This window comes from Streptomyces sp. NPDC030840 (genome assembly GCF_055572015.1).
Window position 1 is genome coordinate 46,062 of sequence record NZ_JBVIEE010000011.1, and the last position, 14,916, is coordinate 60,977.

The window sequence follows — 14,916 nt, forward strand, 5'->3', positions numbered from 1 at the left end:
CAGTAACCCCATCGCTTCAAGGAGGAAGTCATGGCCCTCGCCAAGCTGGGTGTCGTCGTCCTGGACTGTCCCGACCCGCGCGCGCTCGCCGGTTTCTACGCCGGGGTGCTCGGCGGAACCGTCGAGGGCGACGGCGACTGGGTGGACCTGAAGGTCCCCGGCGGTCAGTCGCTGGCGTTCCAGGCCGCGCCCGGTCACGTACCGCCGAAGTGGCCGGCGCCCGACGCCTCGCAGCAGTTCCATCTGGACCTGTGCGTGGACGACATGGACGCGGCCGAGAAGGAGGTGCTCGCGCTGGGGGCGAGGCCGCTGGACGCGGAGGACCGGTCGCGTGCCTGGCGGGTTTACGCGGACCCGGCGGGGCACCCGTTCTGCCTCTGCGACTGTTGATCCGTCTGCACGACCCGTCTGTGCAGATCCGTCCGTACTGATCTGTGTCCGCTGATCCGGGAGGTCCGATGCCGGCCGTCGCTCGTTTCCGTTCCGTCGTGGTGGACTGCCCCGACCCGCAGGCGCTCGCCGCCTTCTACGCGCAGGTGGGCGGCGGCACGCCCGAGACGGAGGACGACGACTGGGTCGTCCTGAGCATCCCCGGCGGTCCACGCCTCTCCTTCCAGCGGGCACCCGGGTACCAACCGCCCCAGTGGCCGCGGGCCGACCACGACTCGCAGCAGTTCCACCTCGACTTCGACGCCGGGAGCACCTGGGAGGAGGTCGACGCGGCCCACGAGAAGGTGCTGGCGCTGGGCGCGCGGCCGCTGGACCTGGAGGACCGGGAGACGAAGGACTTCCTGGTGTACGCCGATCCGGCGGGGCACCCGTTCTGCCTGTGCCGGATCGAGTCGAAGTAGCTACCCGTCCAGGTCCGTGATCCTCCCCGGGGACGGCTCGTGCCGTTCTGGATGTGCGCGGTGGCAGCGGGGAGCTGAGTGGTGCGGCGCGCCGTGCTCCCGGGCGCGCCCAAACTTTCGAGGGGCGCGGGGCTGTGGTGAACATGCGGCTCCGCCGCGTGGGCGCGACCAGCCACAACGAACCGGCAGCCGCCCACCGCCACACCCGGCAGACGAGACCGCGGACGGGGTTCGGGGCGAAGCCCCGAGGGAATCAGCCGTCCCCGTCCAGTTCCTCCAGCGTCGCGTTCGAGGGAGCCGTGCGCGCCGACAGGTCCCGTGCGACGTCCTCGGCGGCGCCCAGCACCCGTACCGCGTTCTGCCAGGTCAGCTTGGCGAGGTCGGTGGTCGACCAGCCGCGGTGGAGGAGCTCGGCGATCAGGTTCGGGTAGCCGGAGACGTCGCGGAGGCCGTCCGGGGTGAAGGCCGTGCCGTCGTAGTCGCCGCCGATGCCGAGGTGGTCGATGCCGGCGACCTCGCGCATGTGGTCCAGGTGGTCGGCGACCGTGGACACCGTGGCGACCGGGCGCGGGTGGGCCTCCTCGAAGGCACGGTGGACCTTCATCGCCTCGGAGGTGGTGTCGAGGTGGTGGAAGCCGTGGGCCCGCATGTTGTCGTCGGCGGCCGCCGTCCAGTCGACCGCCGCCTGGAGCACGAACTTCGGCACGAATGTCACCATCGCCACTCCCCCGTTGCCGGGCAGCCGCTCCAGCACGTCGTCCGGAATGTTGCGCGGGTGGTCGCACACCGCGCGGGAGGAGGAGTGGGAGAAGATCACCGGCGCGGTCGACGCGTCCAGCGCGTCCCGCATCGTCGTCGCCGCCACATGGGACAGGTCCACCAGCATGCCGAGCCGGTTCATCTCCCGGACGACCTCGCGGCCGAAGGCGGACAGCCCGCCGACGTTCGGCTCGTCCGTCGCCGAGTCCGCCCAGGCGATGTTGTCGTTGTGGGTGAGGGTCATGTAGCGGACGCCGAGCGCGTACAACCCCCGCAGCGTGGCCAGGGAGTTGTCGATGGAGTGGCCGCCCTCGGCGCCCATCAGCGAGGCGATACGGCCCTCCGCGCGCGCCGTCTCCATGTCGGCGGCCGTGAGGGCGGCCCGCAGCTCCCGCGGATAGCGGGCGATCAACTGCCGTACGCAGTCGATCTGTTCGAGCGTGGCGGTCACCGCGCCCGGCAGGTCCGAGCGCACGTACACCGACCAGAACTGCGCCCCGACCCCGCCCGCGCGCAGCCGCGCCAGGTCCGTGTGCAGGTGGGCGCTCTGGTCGGTGGCGATGTCGCGGGCGCCCAGGTCGTAGCGGACCTGCTCGCGCAGTGCCCAGGGCAGGTCGTTGTGGCCGTCGACGACCGGGAACTCCGCGAGGAGTTCCCGGGCTTCCCCCAGTGACGTCATAACGGTCACTTACCCGTGCCGAACCCGAAACCACCCGCCGTGCCGTCCACCTTGGAACGCAGGCGCTTGCCCTTCTCGGTGGCCTGGTCGTTCAGCTCCTGCTGGAACTCCCGCATACGGCCGAGGAGTTCCTCGTCGTGCGCGGCGAGGATGCGGGCGGCCAGCAGGCCGGCGTTGCGCGCGCCGGCGACGGAGACGGTGGCGACCGGCACGCCCGCGGGCATCTGCACGATCGACAGCAGGCTGTCCATGCCGTCGAGGTACTTCAGCGGGACGGGCACGCCGATGACGGGCAGCGGGGTCACCGAGGCGAGCATGCCGGGCAGGTGGGCCGCTCCCCCGGCGCCCGCGATGATCACTTTCAGGCCGCGCCCGGCGGCCTCCTCGCCGTACGTGATCATCTCGCGGGGCATGCGGTGCGCGGAGACGACGTCGACCTCGTACGCGATCTCGAACTCGTCGAGGGCCTGCGCGGCGGCCTCCATGACGGGCCAGTCGGAGTCCGACCCCATGACGATGCCGACCAATGGAACAGGGCGCGCGTCAGCGCTCGATGAGGGGCGGTGGTCGGGAGACGGGTGGGCTGGGCTCATTCGGTGATCGGCCCTCTCAGGTAGCCGGCTGCGTGACGGGCGCGCTCCAGCACGTCGCCGAGGTCGTCGCCGTAGGTGTTGACGTGGCCCACCTTGCGGCCGGGCTTCACGTCCTTGCCGTACATGTGGATCTTGAGCTTGGGGTCGCGGGCCATGCAGTGCAGGTACGCGGAGTACATGTCCGGGAAGTCGCCGCCGAGGACGTTCACCATGACCGTCCACCGCTCGCGGGGGCGCGGGTCGCCGAGCGGCAGGTCGAGCACGGCGCGCACGTGGTTGGCGAACTGGGAGGTGATGGCGCCGTCCTGCGTCCAGTGGCCGGAGTTGTGGGGGCGCATGGCGAGCTCGTTGACGAGGACGCGGCCGTCACGCGTCTGGAACAGCTCGACGGCGAGGTGGCCGACGACTCCGAGTTCCTGGGCGATCCGCAGCGCCATCTCCTCGGCCCGCAGGGCGAGGCTCTCGTCGAGGTCAGGAGCCGGGGCGATCACGGTGTCGCACACGCCGTCGACCTGCCGCGACTCGACCACCGGGTAGGCGACGGCCTGGCCGTGCGGCGACCGTACGACGTTCGCGGCCAGCTCCCGGACGAAGTCGACCTTCTCCTCGGCGAGCACGGGGACACCGGCCCGGAAGGGGTCGGCGGCCTCCTCCGCGGACCGTACGACCCACACGCCCTTGCCGTCGTAGCCACCGCGGACGGTCTTGAGGACGACGGGGAAGCCGTCCCCCTCGTTCGCGAAGGCGACGACGTCCTCCGGATCGGCCACGATCCGGTGGCGCGGACACGGCACACCGATGGCGTCGAGTCTCGCCCGCATCACGCCCTTGTCCTGAGCGTGCACGAGCGCGTCCGGACCGGGGCGCACGGGGATGCCGTCCGCCTCCAGCGCGCGAAGGTGCTCGGTGGGCACGTGCTCGTGATCGAAGGTGATCACGTCGCAGCCGCGTGCGAAGTCGCGCAGCGTGTCGAGGTCGCGGTAGTCGCCTACGACGACATCGCTGACGACCTGCGCCGCGGAATCCTGAGGAGTGTCACTGAGGAGCTTGAACCTGATGCCCAACGGGATGCCCGCCTCGTGTGTCATACGAGCGAGCTGACCACCGCCGACCATGCCGACTACCGGGAATGTCACACCCCCAGGGTATCGGCCAGGGGAGCCGGCCCTCCGGCGGCCGGTTTTCCCACCTTCGCCACCCGCTTGACGAGCCTGTGAGCTCGTCCACAGGCATCCCCCGAGGGGTCGTGGTTAGCATGGCGGAGTCGGCGCACCCTACCGACGAAGACGAATCCGAGCCGATACGAATCGACGTGACGGGGGCCGGCACACCATGGGCAGTACCACCTCGGGGCCGAAAGCGGGGCCCGCCCGCGGTGTCCTGCGCCGGCAGATAGAGCAGCTCGCGCGCGAGGTCGCCAAGTTCGGCGCGGTCGGCGGGGCGGGGCTGCTGGTCAACCTCGGCGTGTTCAACCTGGTCCGGCACGTCACGGATCTGCAGGTGGTGCGGGCCAGTGTCATCGCCACGATCGTCGCGATCGCCTTCAACTACGTCGGCTTCCGCTACTTCACGTACCGCGACCGCGACAAGAGCGGCCGGACGAAGGAGCTGACGCTCTTCCTCCTCTTCAGCGCGGTCGGCCTCGTCATCGAGAACGGCGTCCTGTACACCGCGACCTACGGCTTCGGCTGGGACAGCCCCCTGCAGAGCAACGTCTTCAAGTTCCTCGGCATCGGCGTCGCCACCCTGTTCCGCTTCTGGTCCTACCGCACCTGGGTCTTCCGCACCCTCCCGGCGAAGGAGGCGGTGGCGAGCGCGGAATCGTTCCTCGCGGAGGGGCGCCGCCGGAGGCCGGCGTTGTCGGGCAGCACGGCGTACAGCCAGAGGAACCGCCCCGAGTAAGGGGCCGCGCCCGTAAGGGGCAGCGCCCCATCAGGGGCGCGGGGCTGTGCCGAACATGCGGCTCCGCCGCGTGGGCGCGACCAGCCACAATGAACCCGCGGCCAAGAACGAACCGCCACCTCACCGAACCGTCCTCCCCTCACCCCCGGAGGGAACCGGCTTCAGGGGCGTCCGCGACAGGAACAACCCGAACACCGGCGGCTGAAGCTGCAGCATCTCCAGGCGCCCCCCGTCCGCCTCGGCCAGATCGCGGGCCACGGCCAGCCCGATCCCCGTGGAGTTCCGCCCGCTGATCGCCCGCTCGAAGATCCGCGCCCCCAGATCGGCGGGGATGCCGGGCCCTTCGTCGGTCACCTCGATCACCGCCTGGTTGCCGGTCACACGCGTCCGCAGCGCCACGGTTCCGCCGCCGTGCATCAGCGAGTTCTCGATGAGCGCGGCCAGCACCTGCGCCACCGCACCCGGCGTTCCCACGGCCCGCAGGTGGCGTTTGCCCGAGCTGACGATCGCGCGGCCCGCGCTGCGGTAGGCCGGCCGCCACTCCTCCAGCTGCTGCTTGATCACCTCGTCGAGGTCGAACGAGACGGCGGAGCCGGTGCGCGGGTCGCGGGAGTTCGTCAGCAGCCGCTCCACCACGTCGGTCAGCCGCTCGACCTGTGTCAGCGCGATGGTCGCCTCCTCCTTCACGGTGTCCGGGTCGTCGGCGACCGTGATCTCCTCCAGTCGCATGGAGAGGGCGGTCAGCGGCGTACGGAGCTGGTGGGAGGCGTCGGCGGCCAGGCGCCGCTCGGCGGTGAGCATACGGGCGATGCGCTCGGCGGAGGCGTCGAGGACGTCGGCGACCCGGTCCAGCTCCGGGACGCCGTACCGCTTGTGGCGCGGCCTGGGGTCGCCCGAGCCGAGGCGCTCCGCGGTCTCCGCGAGATCGGTGAGGGGGGACGCGAGGCGGTTGGCCTGGCGTACGGCGAGGAGGACGGCCGCGATGACGGCGAGCAGCGCGACCGCGGCGATGATCAGCAACGTGCGGCCGACCTCCCGCGTCACGGACGACCGCGGTTCCTCGACCGTGACCGTCTCGCCCTGGTCGCCCTCCTCATCGGAGTGGATGACGTCACCCGTGGGCCGGTCGCCGATCTCGATCGGTTCCCGGCCGGGGATGTCGATGCGCGCGTACCGCACGTCGGCGACCTGGTCCCTGAGGACGTCCGCGCTGATCCGCTCGTCCCCCAGGATGCGGCTGTCCACAATGCTCACGAGCCGCACCGCCTCGGAGTCGACGCGCTCCTGGGCGCTGTTGGTGATCGTGCGCGTCTCGACGATCACCAGGGAGACCCCGAAGACCGCGATCACCACGAGAACCACGGCAAGCGTGGACTGAATGAGACGACGACGCACGGTCCCCTCCGAGCAGCAGGTTTACGTGGACCAGTGTGCCTCTGAGTACTGCGCCACCCCGGCCAGGGCGGGCGCGCCCGCAGGAGCGCGGGGCTGTGCACATATGCGGCTCCGCCGCGTGGGCGCGAGCAACCACGGACAACCGGCACCCGCGAACTCACCCAAGGCACGACGGCGGCCAGGTGAACCCGGCCAAGCCCAGCGGCAGCGAATCAGCTCTTCTCGAACCGGAACCCGACACCCCGTACCGTGGCGATGTACCGCGGATTGGCGGCATCGTCCCCGAGCTTCTTCCGCAACCAGGAGATGTGCATGTCGAGCGTCTTGGTCGACGACCACCACGTGGTGTCCCAGACCTCCCGCATCAGCTGGTCCCGGGTGACGACCCGCCCCGCGTCCCGCACGAGCACCCGGAGCAGGTCGAACTCCTTCGCCGTGAGCTGGAGCTCCTCCTCGCCCATCCACGCCCGGTGGGACTCGACGTCGATGCGGACGCCGTGGGTGGCGGGCGGCTGCTGGGGCTCCGCTGCGCCGCGCCGCAGCAGGGCCCGCACGCGGGCGAGCAGCTCCGCGAGCCGGAACGGCTTGGTGACGTAGTCGTCGGCGCCCGCGTCGAGACCGACGACGGTGTCCACCTCGTCGGCGCGCGCCGTCAGGATGAGGATCGGGACGGTGTGCCCCTCGGCGCGGAGCCTGCGCGCCACCTCAAGGCCGTCCATGCCGGGCAGCCCCAGATCCAGGACGACCAGGTCCACGCCACCCTGCATCCCGGCGTCCAACGCGGTGGGACCGTCCTGGCGCACCTCGACCTCGTAGCCCTCCCGGCGCAGTGCGCGGGCCAGCGGCTCCGAGATGGCCGAGTCGTCCTCGGCGAGCAGTACTCGGGTCATGGGGTGATGGTAGACCGCCTTTGACCACACCAGGGAGGGTGATCGGCAACCGTGATTCACACCTTCTCACTGCCGACTTCTTACCTTGGCCCCCGACGATCTCCTGGCGATCCCCGAAGGATCTCCCGGCGCTCACCCGACGGCTCCGGGCCAGGCCACCGTCACCGGATCGAAGCACCCTCTCCTTACCGTGACGCACAGTGACAGCCTTGGGCTGACCTCCTGCGGCCATGGGGGGCGATCCCGCACACAACCTTCAAATGAGAGACCACAACTCCTTTCTTACCTGTGATACACGTCTCAGGCCCTTCCGGGGTCGTTGTTACTCTGACGTATGGTGAAGGCGCAAACCAAGCACCACACGGGGACCTTTGGCGGCATATGACGTCGAAGGTCTCTTTTGTGTGCGGGAATGATCTGGACACGGATCCCCCCACCCCGCGCCCTGACCAGCAAGGAACGACCATGGCGTCCAGCCTGACGAAGGACTCGGTCTCCCCGGGCAGCCCCGGTTCCGAGAGGACCTTCTTCGGCCAGCCCCGCGGGCTGGCCACCCTCTTCATGACCGAGATGTGGGAGAGGTTCTCCTACTACGGCATGCGGGCCCTGCTCCCGCTGTACCTCGTCGCCCCCGACGGCCTGCACCTGGGCGCGGCGGCCACGACCGCGATCTACTCGGTGTACGTGTCGCTGGTGTACCTGCTCACCATGCCGGGCGGCTGGTTCGGCGACCGGGTCTGGGGCCCGCGCAGGACCGTCGCCATCGCCGGCGGCGTCATCATGCTCGGCCATCTCACGCTGGCCCTGCCGGCCTCCGGCACGTTCTACGCGGGCCTCTGCCTCGTCGCGATCGGCTCGGGTCTGCTGAAGGCCAACATCTCCACGATGGTCGGCCACCTCTACGACGGCCCGGACGACCCCCGCCGCGACGGCGGCTTCACCGTCTTCTACATGGGCATCAACCTCGGTGCCTTCGCCGCGCCGCTGGTGATCGGCACCATCGGTGAGAACGTCAACTGGCACCTCGGCTTCGCTCTCGCCGCCCTCGGCATGGCGCTGGGCCTCGCCCAGTTCCTGATCGGCAGCCGTCACCTGGCCCCGCGCTCCAGCGTCGTCCCGACGCCGCTGTCCGCCGAGGAGAAGACCTCGACGCTGCGCAAGGCCGCGATCTGGGCGGGCATCGCCGTCGTCTTCTACGCGATCGTCGGCTTCTCCGGCCACTACACGCTGAACTGGATCCTGGTCCCGCTGACCCTGCTCGGTGTGATCATCCCGACGATGGTCCTGGTCCGCATCAAGCGCGACAAGGACCTCGACCGGGCCGAGCAGTCGAAGATGTCCGCGTACATCTGGTTCTTCGTCGCCGCCGCCGTCTTCTGGATGATCTACGACCAGGGCGGCTCGACCCTGTCGATCTTCGCCGACTCCTCCGCCGAGAACAGCGTCCTCGGCTGGTCGTTCCCGGTCTCCTGGTACCAGTCGGTCAACCCGGTCCTGATCATGGCCCTGGCCCCGGTGTTCGCCTGGTTCTGGCTCGCGCTGAACCGGCGCGGCAAGGAGCCGAGCACGATCGTGAAGTTCGCCTCGGGGCTGGTCCTGGTCGGCGCGTCCTTCTTCCTGTTCCTCGCCCCGCTGTCGATCGCCGGGGGCGGTCACAAGGCCGCCGCGATGTGGCTGGTGGCGATCTACTTCGTGCAGACCGTCGGTGAGCTGCTGCTCTCCCCGGTCGGCCTGTCCGTCACCACGAAGATGGCCCCGGTGAAGTACGCCTCCCAGATGATGGGCGTCTGGTTCCTGGCCGTCACCGCCGGCGACGCGACCACGGGCCTCCTCTCCATCGCGGGCGTCGGCCTGAACGGCAGGGGCGTCGTCGCCATGGAGGCCGCGCTCGCGGTGGTCGCCGGTGTCGCGGTGTGGATGTACCGCAACCGGGTCAAGCAGCTGATGGGCGACGTGCACTGACGCGGAACGCACACGACGCGTGAAGGGCCCGCCCCGCCGTTCCCGGTGGGGTGGGCCCTTCGGCTGTTCCGGTTATTGCCGCTGTTCCGGCTGTTCCGGGAACGTCAGCGCACGCGGCGACGCGGCAGGAACGTGAAGACGGCGCCCCCGAGCAGCGTCACCGTCCCCGCGACCAGGCCCAGCGCCTTGAGCGAGCCGTGGTCCTCGGCACCCGTCTCGGCCAGGCCGCCCGTCGTACCGCCGGAGCCGGACGACGAACCGCCCGCCGCACCCCCGGCCGAACCGCCGCCCGAGGCACCGCCGGGCTGCTGCGTCGTGTCGAGAGTCAGGGAGACCTCACTCTTGGACGGGGTGCACGTCGTCGTGGTGCCCAGCGCCTTCACCGTCAGCACACCCGGCGAGAGCGTCGACTCCCCGGAGGCCCCCGGCTTGTACGTGCCCGTCAGGTCGGGCACCTCGATCGGCTCACCGGACTTGATCGCCTCGGAGTTCGCCGGCCCCTCCACGTGCACGGTGCCCTTGTCGGCACCGCCCAGGACCACCTCCATCGACGGTTTCACGGAGTCCTTGGGGATGTCCGCAGGACTGTCCATCACCGACTTCTTGAACTGCACGGTGAGGTCGTAACTCCCGCCGTTCTTCTTGGCGTTGATCTGCACCGGCGAGGTGGCGTCCTTGTCGCCGATCGGCGTCTTGCACTTGTAGGGGACCTGGACCTCCTTGCCGGTGAAGTCGGTCTGCCCGCCGCCGCCTCCCGCGTTCGTACCCGACGACGGGGTGGGCGTCGTAGTCTGTGGCGGCGTCGGCGTGGACGGCGTGGGGGTCGACGTGCCCCCGCCGCCCTCGGTCACGTTGATGGTGGCGGCCGACGTCACGGCCTCCGTCGGCGCGCACTTGGTCTCCGTCGACATGACGTTGATCGCGTACGCGTCCGGCGTCAGCGTCACCTGCCCGGCCTTCGTCAGCTTCAGCTTGCCCTTCATGTCGGACAGCACCATGGCACCGCCCTTGGGGATGGCGGGGTTCTCCCGTGGCCCCTGCATCGCGATGTCGGCGCTCTGCGCACCGGCCGCCTTCAGCGTGCCGCTCGGCTGGACGGAGTTCGCGGGCAGGTCGATGAGGTCGGGGTTCTTGGACGCCGCCTGGACGAACTTCCACACCACCTCGATCTCGTCGCCCACCTTCGCCGTGGCCGGCGCGGTCACCTCCACCTTGGTGGTGCCGTCCACGGGCGGCAGCTGCGAGACGGCCGGCGGCACGCACTTCGTCGCGTAACTGACCTCCGCCGCCTGCGCCGGGACCGCGGCCACCGCGATCAGGACCCCGGCCCCGCTCAGCATCAGCGCGACCCCGGCCGCGCTCGCCCGGGTCCGCCCGGCTCTCCCACGCCGTACCGTGAGAACTCTCCGTTGCGCGCTCACGTGTTTCCCTTCCCTGTCGCAGTCGTCGAACCGTTCTCTTGCGGTGCGGAGAGCTGACCGGCCGCTGCCGTCCCCGGCTCGGTGTCCGGTGTGAACCACGGCAGGGCCGGGGTCGTACGGGACGCCGTGCTCGTGGGCGGCGCCACGGCGGACCGGGACGTCCGGGACGGCCGGGCCCGCGGCGCGGCCGGCTCCGAGCCGGCCGACGCGCGTCCGCGCACCGCCCCCAACAGCCGTGCGCGCAGGTCGGACAGCCGTGGCCCCCGGTGCCGCCGTGACACACGGGCGCCCGGGCGGACCCGGTCGACCACGGCCATCCCGACGCGGAACACCGCGGCCGGCACGACGACGGCGAGCAGGATCCAGAAGAGGGTCACGCCCCAGGGCCGGCCCACGCCCCAGGGCTGTTCGGCGAGCACCTTGCCGCCGTACTTGAGCGAGACGGTGTAGGAGCCGTGCGCTCCGGAGGACAGCTCGACCGGCAACGCGATCCGTGCCTTCTTGCCCGGCCGGATCGTGCCGCGCCACCGCTGCTCCTCCCACTGGGGGGCGAACACCCCGTGGGACGTGCCCACGTGGAAGACCGGGTCCTTGACGGGGGACGTGCCCACGTTGCCGACGGTGAAGACGAGGCGGCGCTGCGGCGGCGCCCCGAACCACGTCAGCAGCCCGCTCGACCCGTCCAGCCGCGTGTCCGTGAGGACCGAGAGCCGCCCGCCGGCCGTCTCCTCCGGCAGCGGCTCCACCGAGTGCCCGGCCACCTGGAGGACCGCGTCCGCTTCTGCCTTCTCGCCGGTCACCGTCGCGACGTGGACGACGCACGGGCACGGCACGGGCGGCTCGACCACGGGCAGCTTCTTGCCGAAGGCGCCCTTCGTGTCGGTGGTGACGGCGCGCCCGTCGGCGTTGGCGCAGGAGTTGGTGCCGCCGATCACCCCGCGGGACGGTGTGGCCCGACCGCAGATCAGCAGCATCAACAGCGTCCCGGGCCGCCATCCGCTTCCGCTCACGGTGATCGAACCGCCCGTACCCGCCTGCGACTTGGACAGCTTGACGGCCGGCTTCTCCGCCGCCCACGCGGCCGTTCCCGCCCCCACCGTCATCGGGACCAGGACGAGCGCGAGCACCGCCACCAGCGCCGAGATCCGCCTCACCGCACCGCTCCCGTCAACTCGACCTCCCTGCCCGGCACTTCCTCCGACCGCGCCTGTGTCCCACGGCGCCTCGACCGCCGTACGAGGAGAAAGGCGCCCCCTGCCGCGGCCCCGCCCGAGATCCCGGCCACCGCGTCCCACGGCACGCACCGCACGGTCACCGCGCCCTCGTCGCGCACCGCCCCGCCGTCCGCCGTGACCGTCAGCCGTACGTCCACCACGTCCAGCACGGGCCGGCCGGGCCACGGTTCGCTGAGCCGCACACGACGCCCCGGCGCCAGTTCGACCGGCAGGGTGCGGGGCGCCCGGTCCAGGACACGGCGGCCGAAGAGCCCCTCGGCGCGCACGGCGAGGCTCGGGGTCAGCGTGGTGGTACCGCGGTTGACCAGCTCGTACGAGACGCTCTCGCCGCGCACCGTGACGCGCTCGACGGTGAGTGCGGGCACCTTCGGTCCGCCCACCCGGAGCCGGAGCCGTACGGTGGCCGACCGGCCGTCGGACGCGCGGGCGGTGAGGGTGTCCGCGTGGTCGCCCGGAGCGGCGCCGGCCGGGACGTTCACCGTGAACGGCACCTCCGCACGGGTACGGGCGGGCACCTCGACCGAGACCGTCCGCACGGGCGTGCCCTCGTGGGCGAAGACCACCCAACTCCCTCCGCCGAGCCGCACCCTGAGCGGCTCGGCGGTCGGATTGCGCACCGCCACCGCGTCCTGGAGGACCGCTCCGGGCGCGCCCTCCGCGTAGAAGGAGGGCCGCCCGCCGCCCGACGGCGCGACGGACCAGCCGTCGTCGGCCACGGCGACGGGCGATGTGGCGGCCAGCAGGAGTGCTACGAGAGACAGAACACGCATCGGCGGCTCCAGCGCGACGAGTCGTACGGCTCCGCGGCGGCTTCCGGCGGGTGGCGGGTCGCCGGTCAGCGACGCACGGTCTGGTTCCTGCGGGTCAGCCACAGCACGCCCGCCGCGCCCGCGAGCAGCACCGTGCCGCCGAGGGTGCCGAGGGCGACGGCCGAGTCCTCGGGCCCGGTCTGCGGGAGCTCGCTCCCCGAGCCGCCGGTACCGCCCGAACCTCCCGAGCCCGCCGAACCTCCCGAGCCGACCGACGCGGAAACGCCCTGGGTCCCGCTCGACGAGCCCGAACCCCCGCCGGCCGCGGTGACGTCGAGAGTGAGCGCGGGTCCGGGGCTGTTGCCGGGTGTGCAGGTCGTGGTCGTGCCGAGCGCCTTGATGGTGAGCACACCCGGGGTGAAGGTGACCTTGCCGGTCTTCTTCGGGGTGTACGTGCCGCTCAGGTCGCTGATCTTGATGGGTGTTTCGGCGGGGATGGCCTCCGCGTTGGCGGGACCGGTCACGTTGAGCGTGCCGCTCTCGGCACCGCCCAGCTTGATGGTGGCGCTCGGTTTCATCGAGCCCTTGCCCAGCTCCACCGGGCTGGACGAGACGCCCTTCTGCCACGACATGGTGATCTTGTAGCCGCTGCCGCTCTTGACACCCTTGATGTCGATCGGCGAGACGGCTGACTTGTCACCGATGGGCGTCTTGCAGTTGTACTCGACTTCCACGACGTCGGCCTGGGCCGCGGGGGCGGCCATCAGCACCGCCGAGCCGGCCAGTGCCGCGGCGAACGCGAGCGCGGCGGTTCGTTTCTGGTACGTCCGGTACGACACCTCGGGACCCCACATTCTGACGGAACATCAGATTGGCGCCTCAAGGTACGCCCAGCCCCTTGTAGAGGGAAGACAAAGTGTGTGGCGGTTTCATGGCGATAAGCGGTGCCCCGCGGACGCGAGAGACTCCCCGTCAGGGCAGGGGGCTGCGCCCCGTCAGGGGCGCGGGGCTGTGTCAATATGCGGCTCCGCCGCGTGGGCGCGACCAGCCACGACGGACCCGCCGTCGACGAACGACAGACAGTCAGTCACCCGGCTCAACCCAGCGGAGCGAACGCGCGGAGCGACCCGTTCAGCCCAGCGAAGCGCCCGGCCCCCCGACCTCCGCCCACACCGTCTTCCCCGCGACCCCGGGCGTACGTATGATCCCCCAGTCCAGACACAGCCGCTGCACGATGAACATTCCGTGCCCCCCGGGCCGCCCCGCCCGATGCGGAGTACGCGGCGCGGGCTGCCCCGCTCCCCGGTCGGAGACCTCGATACGGAGCACCTTGTTGTCGCAGGCGATCCACAGCTCGTCGGGCCCCCCGGCGTGCAGACAGGCGTTGGTGACCAGTTCGGAGACGACCAGCAGGACGTCCTCCGCCGCGGCCCGCTGGTCGGCGTTCGCGGCGGGCAACCAGCCCCACGCGTACAACGCCTGGCGGGTGAAGTCACGGGCGAGCGGCACGACACCGCTCTCGCCGTCGAAACTCATCCTGCGGGACTGCCCCCCGCCGGCAGTCGCGGAGGCGGGCGCACCCTCGGGTACACCTTCCGCGATCGCACCCTCTCGGGGCGCGCCCCCTCCGGACGCCCCGGAAGCGCCGCCGGCGCCCGGTTCCGGGCCGCGGTCGCCCGGCGAACAAGGCCGGGTGGTGCTCATCAGCGCTTCACCTCACCGATTCACCAGTTCACGATTCAAGACTCAGTACGTGGATCCGGGGATCCCCCCGGATCCCCGCGGCGCACCCGCCGTGTTGGCTGCCGACATATTCAGGATGTCTCCTGCCCGACCGAACCGTCCGGACACCCACCTATTCGGCACGGAACATGTGACAGGAGTAACGCGCCGCTCACGCTGGGGCAGAGGAGCCGCCTTCGCGAGCGGTCCGGCCGGTCCAGCCCGGCCGGGGAGCGAGCGACGGAGCTAGCCGCCGAGTGCGGCTTCGAGCGTCTCGTGGACGGTGAAGACGGCGTCGGCCCCGGTGATTTCGAACACTCGGGCCACCACCGGCTGCATGCCCGCGAGATGAACCCCGCCACCGGCCGCCTCGGCCTTCAGACGAGCCCCCAGCAGGACGTTGAGCCCGGTGGAATCACAGAACTCCAGGCGCGAGCAGTCGACAACCAGACGTGAGAATCCCTTTTCGAGGCATTCGTCGAGTGGTTCACGCAAGAGATCGGCGGTGTGGTGGTCCAGTTCACCCGCGGGGATCACGACGGCGCTGGCGCCCTCTTCCCGCACTTCGACAAGAAGTCGGCCCGACTGTGCGCTGCCGAGCGTCCCGCGGTCCATCCCGTCCCTCTCCCGACCGTCGTGGCTGTTGACCCGACCTCGAACACTACGCCTTCCTCACGCGCTCCGACAGCCGAACAATCGCCCAGAAAGGGACATTTCACCATGGAGCGCACTTGCGGCGGCGTCACGAAACCGGGTAG

Annotated in this window: 15 protein-coding genes; 4 read left to right on the forward strand and 11 right to left on the reverse strand. The window is 70.9% G+C overall.

What is annotated here, in order from left to right; translation table 11 throughout:
- Window positions 1-30: 30 nt before the first annotated feature.
- Together ACZ49J_RS23610 and ACZ49J_RS23615 are read left to right on the forward strand one after the other, a co-directional pair.
- Window positions 31-390 carry a VOC family protein gene (locus ACZ49J_RS23610; RefSeq protein ID WP_467452715.1) on the forward strand — a complete coding sequence of 120 codons (360 nt, stop codon included), beginning with the start codon at window positions 31-33 and terminating at the stop codon, window positions 388-390.
- Window positions 391-458: 68 nt separating this feature from the next.
- Window positions 459-851: a VOC family protein gene (locus tag ACZ49J_RS23615; RefSeq protein WP_467452714.1), complete on the forward strand. Its 393-nt coding sequence runs from the start codon at window positions 459-461 to the stop codon at window positions 849-851.
- 253 nt (window positions 852-1,104) lie between these two features.
- Here the strand turns inward: ACZ49J_RS23615 and ACZ49J_RS23620 are convergent, their stop codons facing one another.
- From ACZ49J_RS23620 to ACZ49J_RS23630, 3 genes are all read right to left on the reverse strand, one after another.
- Complete coding sequence (locus ACZ49J_RS23620) at window positions 1,105-2,289, reverse strand: dipeptidase (protein ID WP_467452713.1); 1,185 nt, start codon at window positions 2,287-2,289, stop codon at window positions 1,105-1,107.
- 5 nt (window positions 2,290-2,294) lie between these two features.
- Window positions 2,295-2,801, reverse strand: coding sequence for a 5-(carboxyamino)imidazole ribonucleotide mutase (gene purE / locus ACZ49J_RS23625; protein WP_467452711.1), 507 nt, complete (start codon window positions 2,799-2,801; stop codon window positions 2,295-2,297).
- 77 nt (window positions 2,802-2,878) lie between these two features.
- Entirely contained in the window at window positions 2,879-4,018 is a 1,140-nt protein-coding gene (locus ACZ49J_RS23630; protein ID WP_467452709.1) for a 5-(carboxyamino)imidazole ribonucleotide synthase, read from the reverse strand.
- Window positions 4,019-4,214: 196 nt separating this feature from the next.
- Here ACZ49J_RS23630 and ACZ49J_RS23635 point away from each other — a divergent pair, with 196 nt between their 5' ends.
- Window positions 4,215-4,784 carry a GtrA family protein gene (locus ACZ49J_RS23635; protein ID WP_467452708.1) on the forward strand — a complete coding sequence of 190 codons (570 nt, stop codon included), beginning with the start codon at window positions 4,215-4,217 and terminating at the stop codon, window positions 4,782-4,784.
- A gap of 120 nt (window positions 4,785-4,904) precedes the next feature.
- Here ACZ49J_RS23635 and ACZ49J_RS23640 read toward each other — a convergent pair whose 3' ends face one another.
- Window positions 4,905-6,179 (reverse strand): ATP-binding protein, encoded by a 1,275-nt coding sequence (locus ACZ49J_RS23640; RefSeq protein WP_467452707.1) that lies wholly within the window; start codon window positions 6,177-6,179, stop codon window positions 4,905-4,907.
- A gap of 212 nt (window positions 6,180-6,391) precedes the next feature.
- The gene (locus tag ACZ49J_RS23645; RefSeq protein ID WP_467452706.1) at window positions 6,392-7,069 is read right to left on the reverse strand and encodes a response regulator transcription factor; all 678 of its coding nucleotides are present in this window, start codon (window positions 7,067-7,069) and stop codon (window positions 6,392-6,394) included.
- A gap of 465 nt (window positions 7,070-7,534) precedes the next feature.
- Between ACZ49J_RS23645 and ACZ49J_RS23650 the strand changes: the two genes are divergently transcribed.
- Window positions 7,535-9,031, forward strand: coding sequence for an oligopeptide:H+ symporter (locus ACZ49J_RS23650; RefSeq protein ID WP_467452705.1), 1,497 nt, complete (start codon window positions 7,535-7,537; stop codon window positions 9,029-9,031).
- A 104-nt stretch (window positions 9,032-9,135) separates the two neighbouring features.
- On the opposite strand, the gene ACZ49J_RS23655 is transcribed toward ACZ49J_RS23650, so the two are convergent.
- The 6 genes from ACZ49J_RS23655 to ACZ49J_RS23680 form a co-directional block, all read right to left on the reverse strand.
- A complete protein-coding gene (locus tag ACZ49J_RS23655; RefSeq protein WP_467452776.1) occupies window positions 9,136-10,371 on the reverse strand; it encodes a hypothetical protein in 1,236 nt (411 codons plus the stop codon).
- 77 nt (window positions 10,372-10,448) lie between these two features.
- Window positions 10,449-11,555: a hypothetical protein gene (locus ACZ49J_RS23660; protein ID WP_467452775.1), complete on the reverse strand. Its 1,107-nt coding sequence runs from the start codon at window positions 11,553-11,555 to the stop codon at window positions 10,449-10,451.
- 47 nt (window positions 11,556-11,602) lie between these two features.
- Window positions 11,603-12,457 (reverse strand): COG1470 family protein, encoded by an 855-nt coding sequence (locus ACZ49J_RS23665; RefSeq protein WP_467452703.1) that lies wholly within the window; start codon window positions 12,455-12,457, stop codon window positions 11,603-11,605.
- Window positions 12,458-12,522: 65 nt separating this feature from the next.
- Window positions 12,523-13,290, reverse strand: a complete 768-nt coding sequence (locus ACZ49J_RS23670) for an LPXTG cell wall anchor domain-containing protein (protein ID WP_467452702.1) — start codon at window positions 13,288-13,290, stop codon at window positions 12,523-12,525.
- A 277-nt stretch (window positions 13,291-13,567) separates the two neighbouring features.
- A complete protein-coding gene (locus tag ACZ49J_RS23675; protein WP_467452701.1) occupies window positions 13,568-14,140 on the reverse strand; it encodes an ATP-binding protein in 573 nt (190 codons plus the stop codon).
- A gap of 264 nt (window positions 14,141-14,404) precedes the next feature.
- Entirely contained in the window at window positions 14,405-14,773 is a 369-nt protein-coding gene (locus ACZ49J_RS23680; protein ID WP_467452699.1) for an STAS domain-containing protein, read from the reverse strand.
- Window positions 14,774-14,916: the final 143 nt, after the last annotated feature.

What these genes read in the sequence shown, in the direction of transcription:
- ACZ49J_RS23610 (WP_467452715.1), top strand. Translation starts at nt 31, where the DNA reads ATGGCCCTCGCCAAGCTGGGTGTCGTCGTCCTGGACTGTCCCGACCCG.
- ACZ49J_RS23615 (WP_467452714.1), top strand. Translation starts at nt 459, where the DNA reads ATGCCGGCCGTCGCTCGTTTCCGTTCCGTCGTGGTGGACTGCCCCGAC.
- ACZ49J_RS23620 (WP_467452713.1), bottom strand. Translation starts at nt 2,289, where the DNA reads ATGACGTCACTGGGGGAAGCCCGGGAACTCCTCGCGGAGTTCCCGGTC.
- purE (WP_467452711.1), bottom strand. Translation starts at nt 2,801, where the DNA reads ATGGGGTCGGACTCCGACTGGCCCGTCATGGAGGCCGCCGCGCAGGCC.
- ACZ49J_RS23635 (WP_467452708.1), top strand. Translation starts at nt 4,215, where the DNA reads ATGGGCAGTACCACCTCGGGGCCGAAAGCGGGGCCCGCCCGCGGTGTC.
- ACZ49J_RS23645 (WP_467452706.1), bottom strand. Translation starts at nt 7,069, where the DNA reads ATGACCCGAGTACTGCTCGCCGAGGACGACTCGGCCATCTCGGAGCCG.
- ACZ49J_RS23650 (WP_467452705.1), top strand. Translation starts at nt 7,535, where the DNA reads ATGGCGTCCAGCCTGACGAAGGACTCGGTCTCCCCGGGCAGCCCCGGT.
- ACZ49J_RS23655 (WP_467452776.1), bottom strand. Translation starts at nt 10,371, where the DNA reads ATGCTGAGCGGGGCCGGGGTCCTGATCGCGGTGGCCGCGGTCCCGGCG.
- ACZ49J_RS23660 (WP_467452775.1), bottom strand. Translation starts at nt 11,555, where the DNA reads ATGACGGTGGGGGCGGGAACGGCCGCGTGGGCGGCGGAGAAGCCGGCC.
- ACZ49J_RS23665 (WP_467452703.1), bottom strand. Translation starts at nt 12,457, where the DNA reads ATGCGTGTTCTGTCTCTCGTAGCACTCCTGCTGGCCGCCACATCGCCC.
- ACZ49J_RS23670 (WP_467452702.1), bottom strand. Translation starts at nt 13,290, where the DNA reads ATGTGGGGTCCCGAGGTGTCGTACCGGACGTACCAGAAACGAACCGCC.
- ACZ49J_RS23675 (WP_467452701.1), bottom strand. Translation starts at nt 14,140, where the DNA reads ATGAGCACCACCCGGCCTTGTTCGCCGGGCGACCGCGGCCCGGAACCG.
- ACZ49J_RS23680 (WP_467452699.1), bottom strand. Translation starts at nt 14,773, where the DNA reads ATGGACCGCGGGACGCTCGGCAGCGCACAGTCGGGCCGACTTCTTGTC.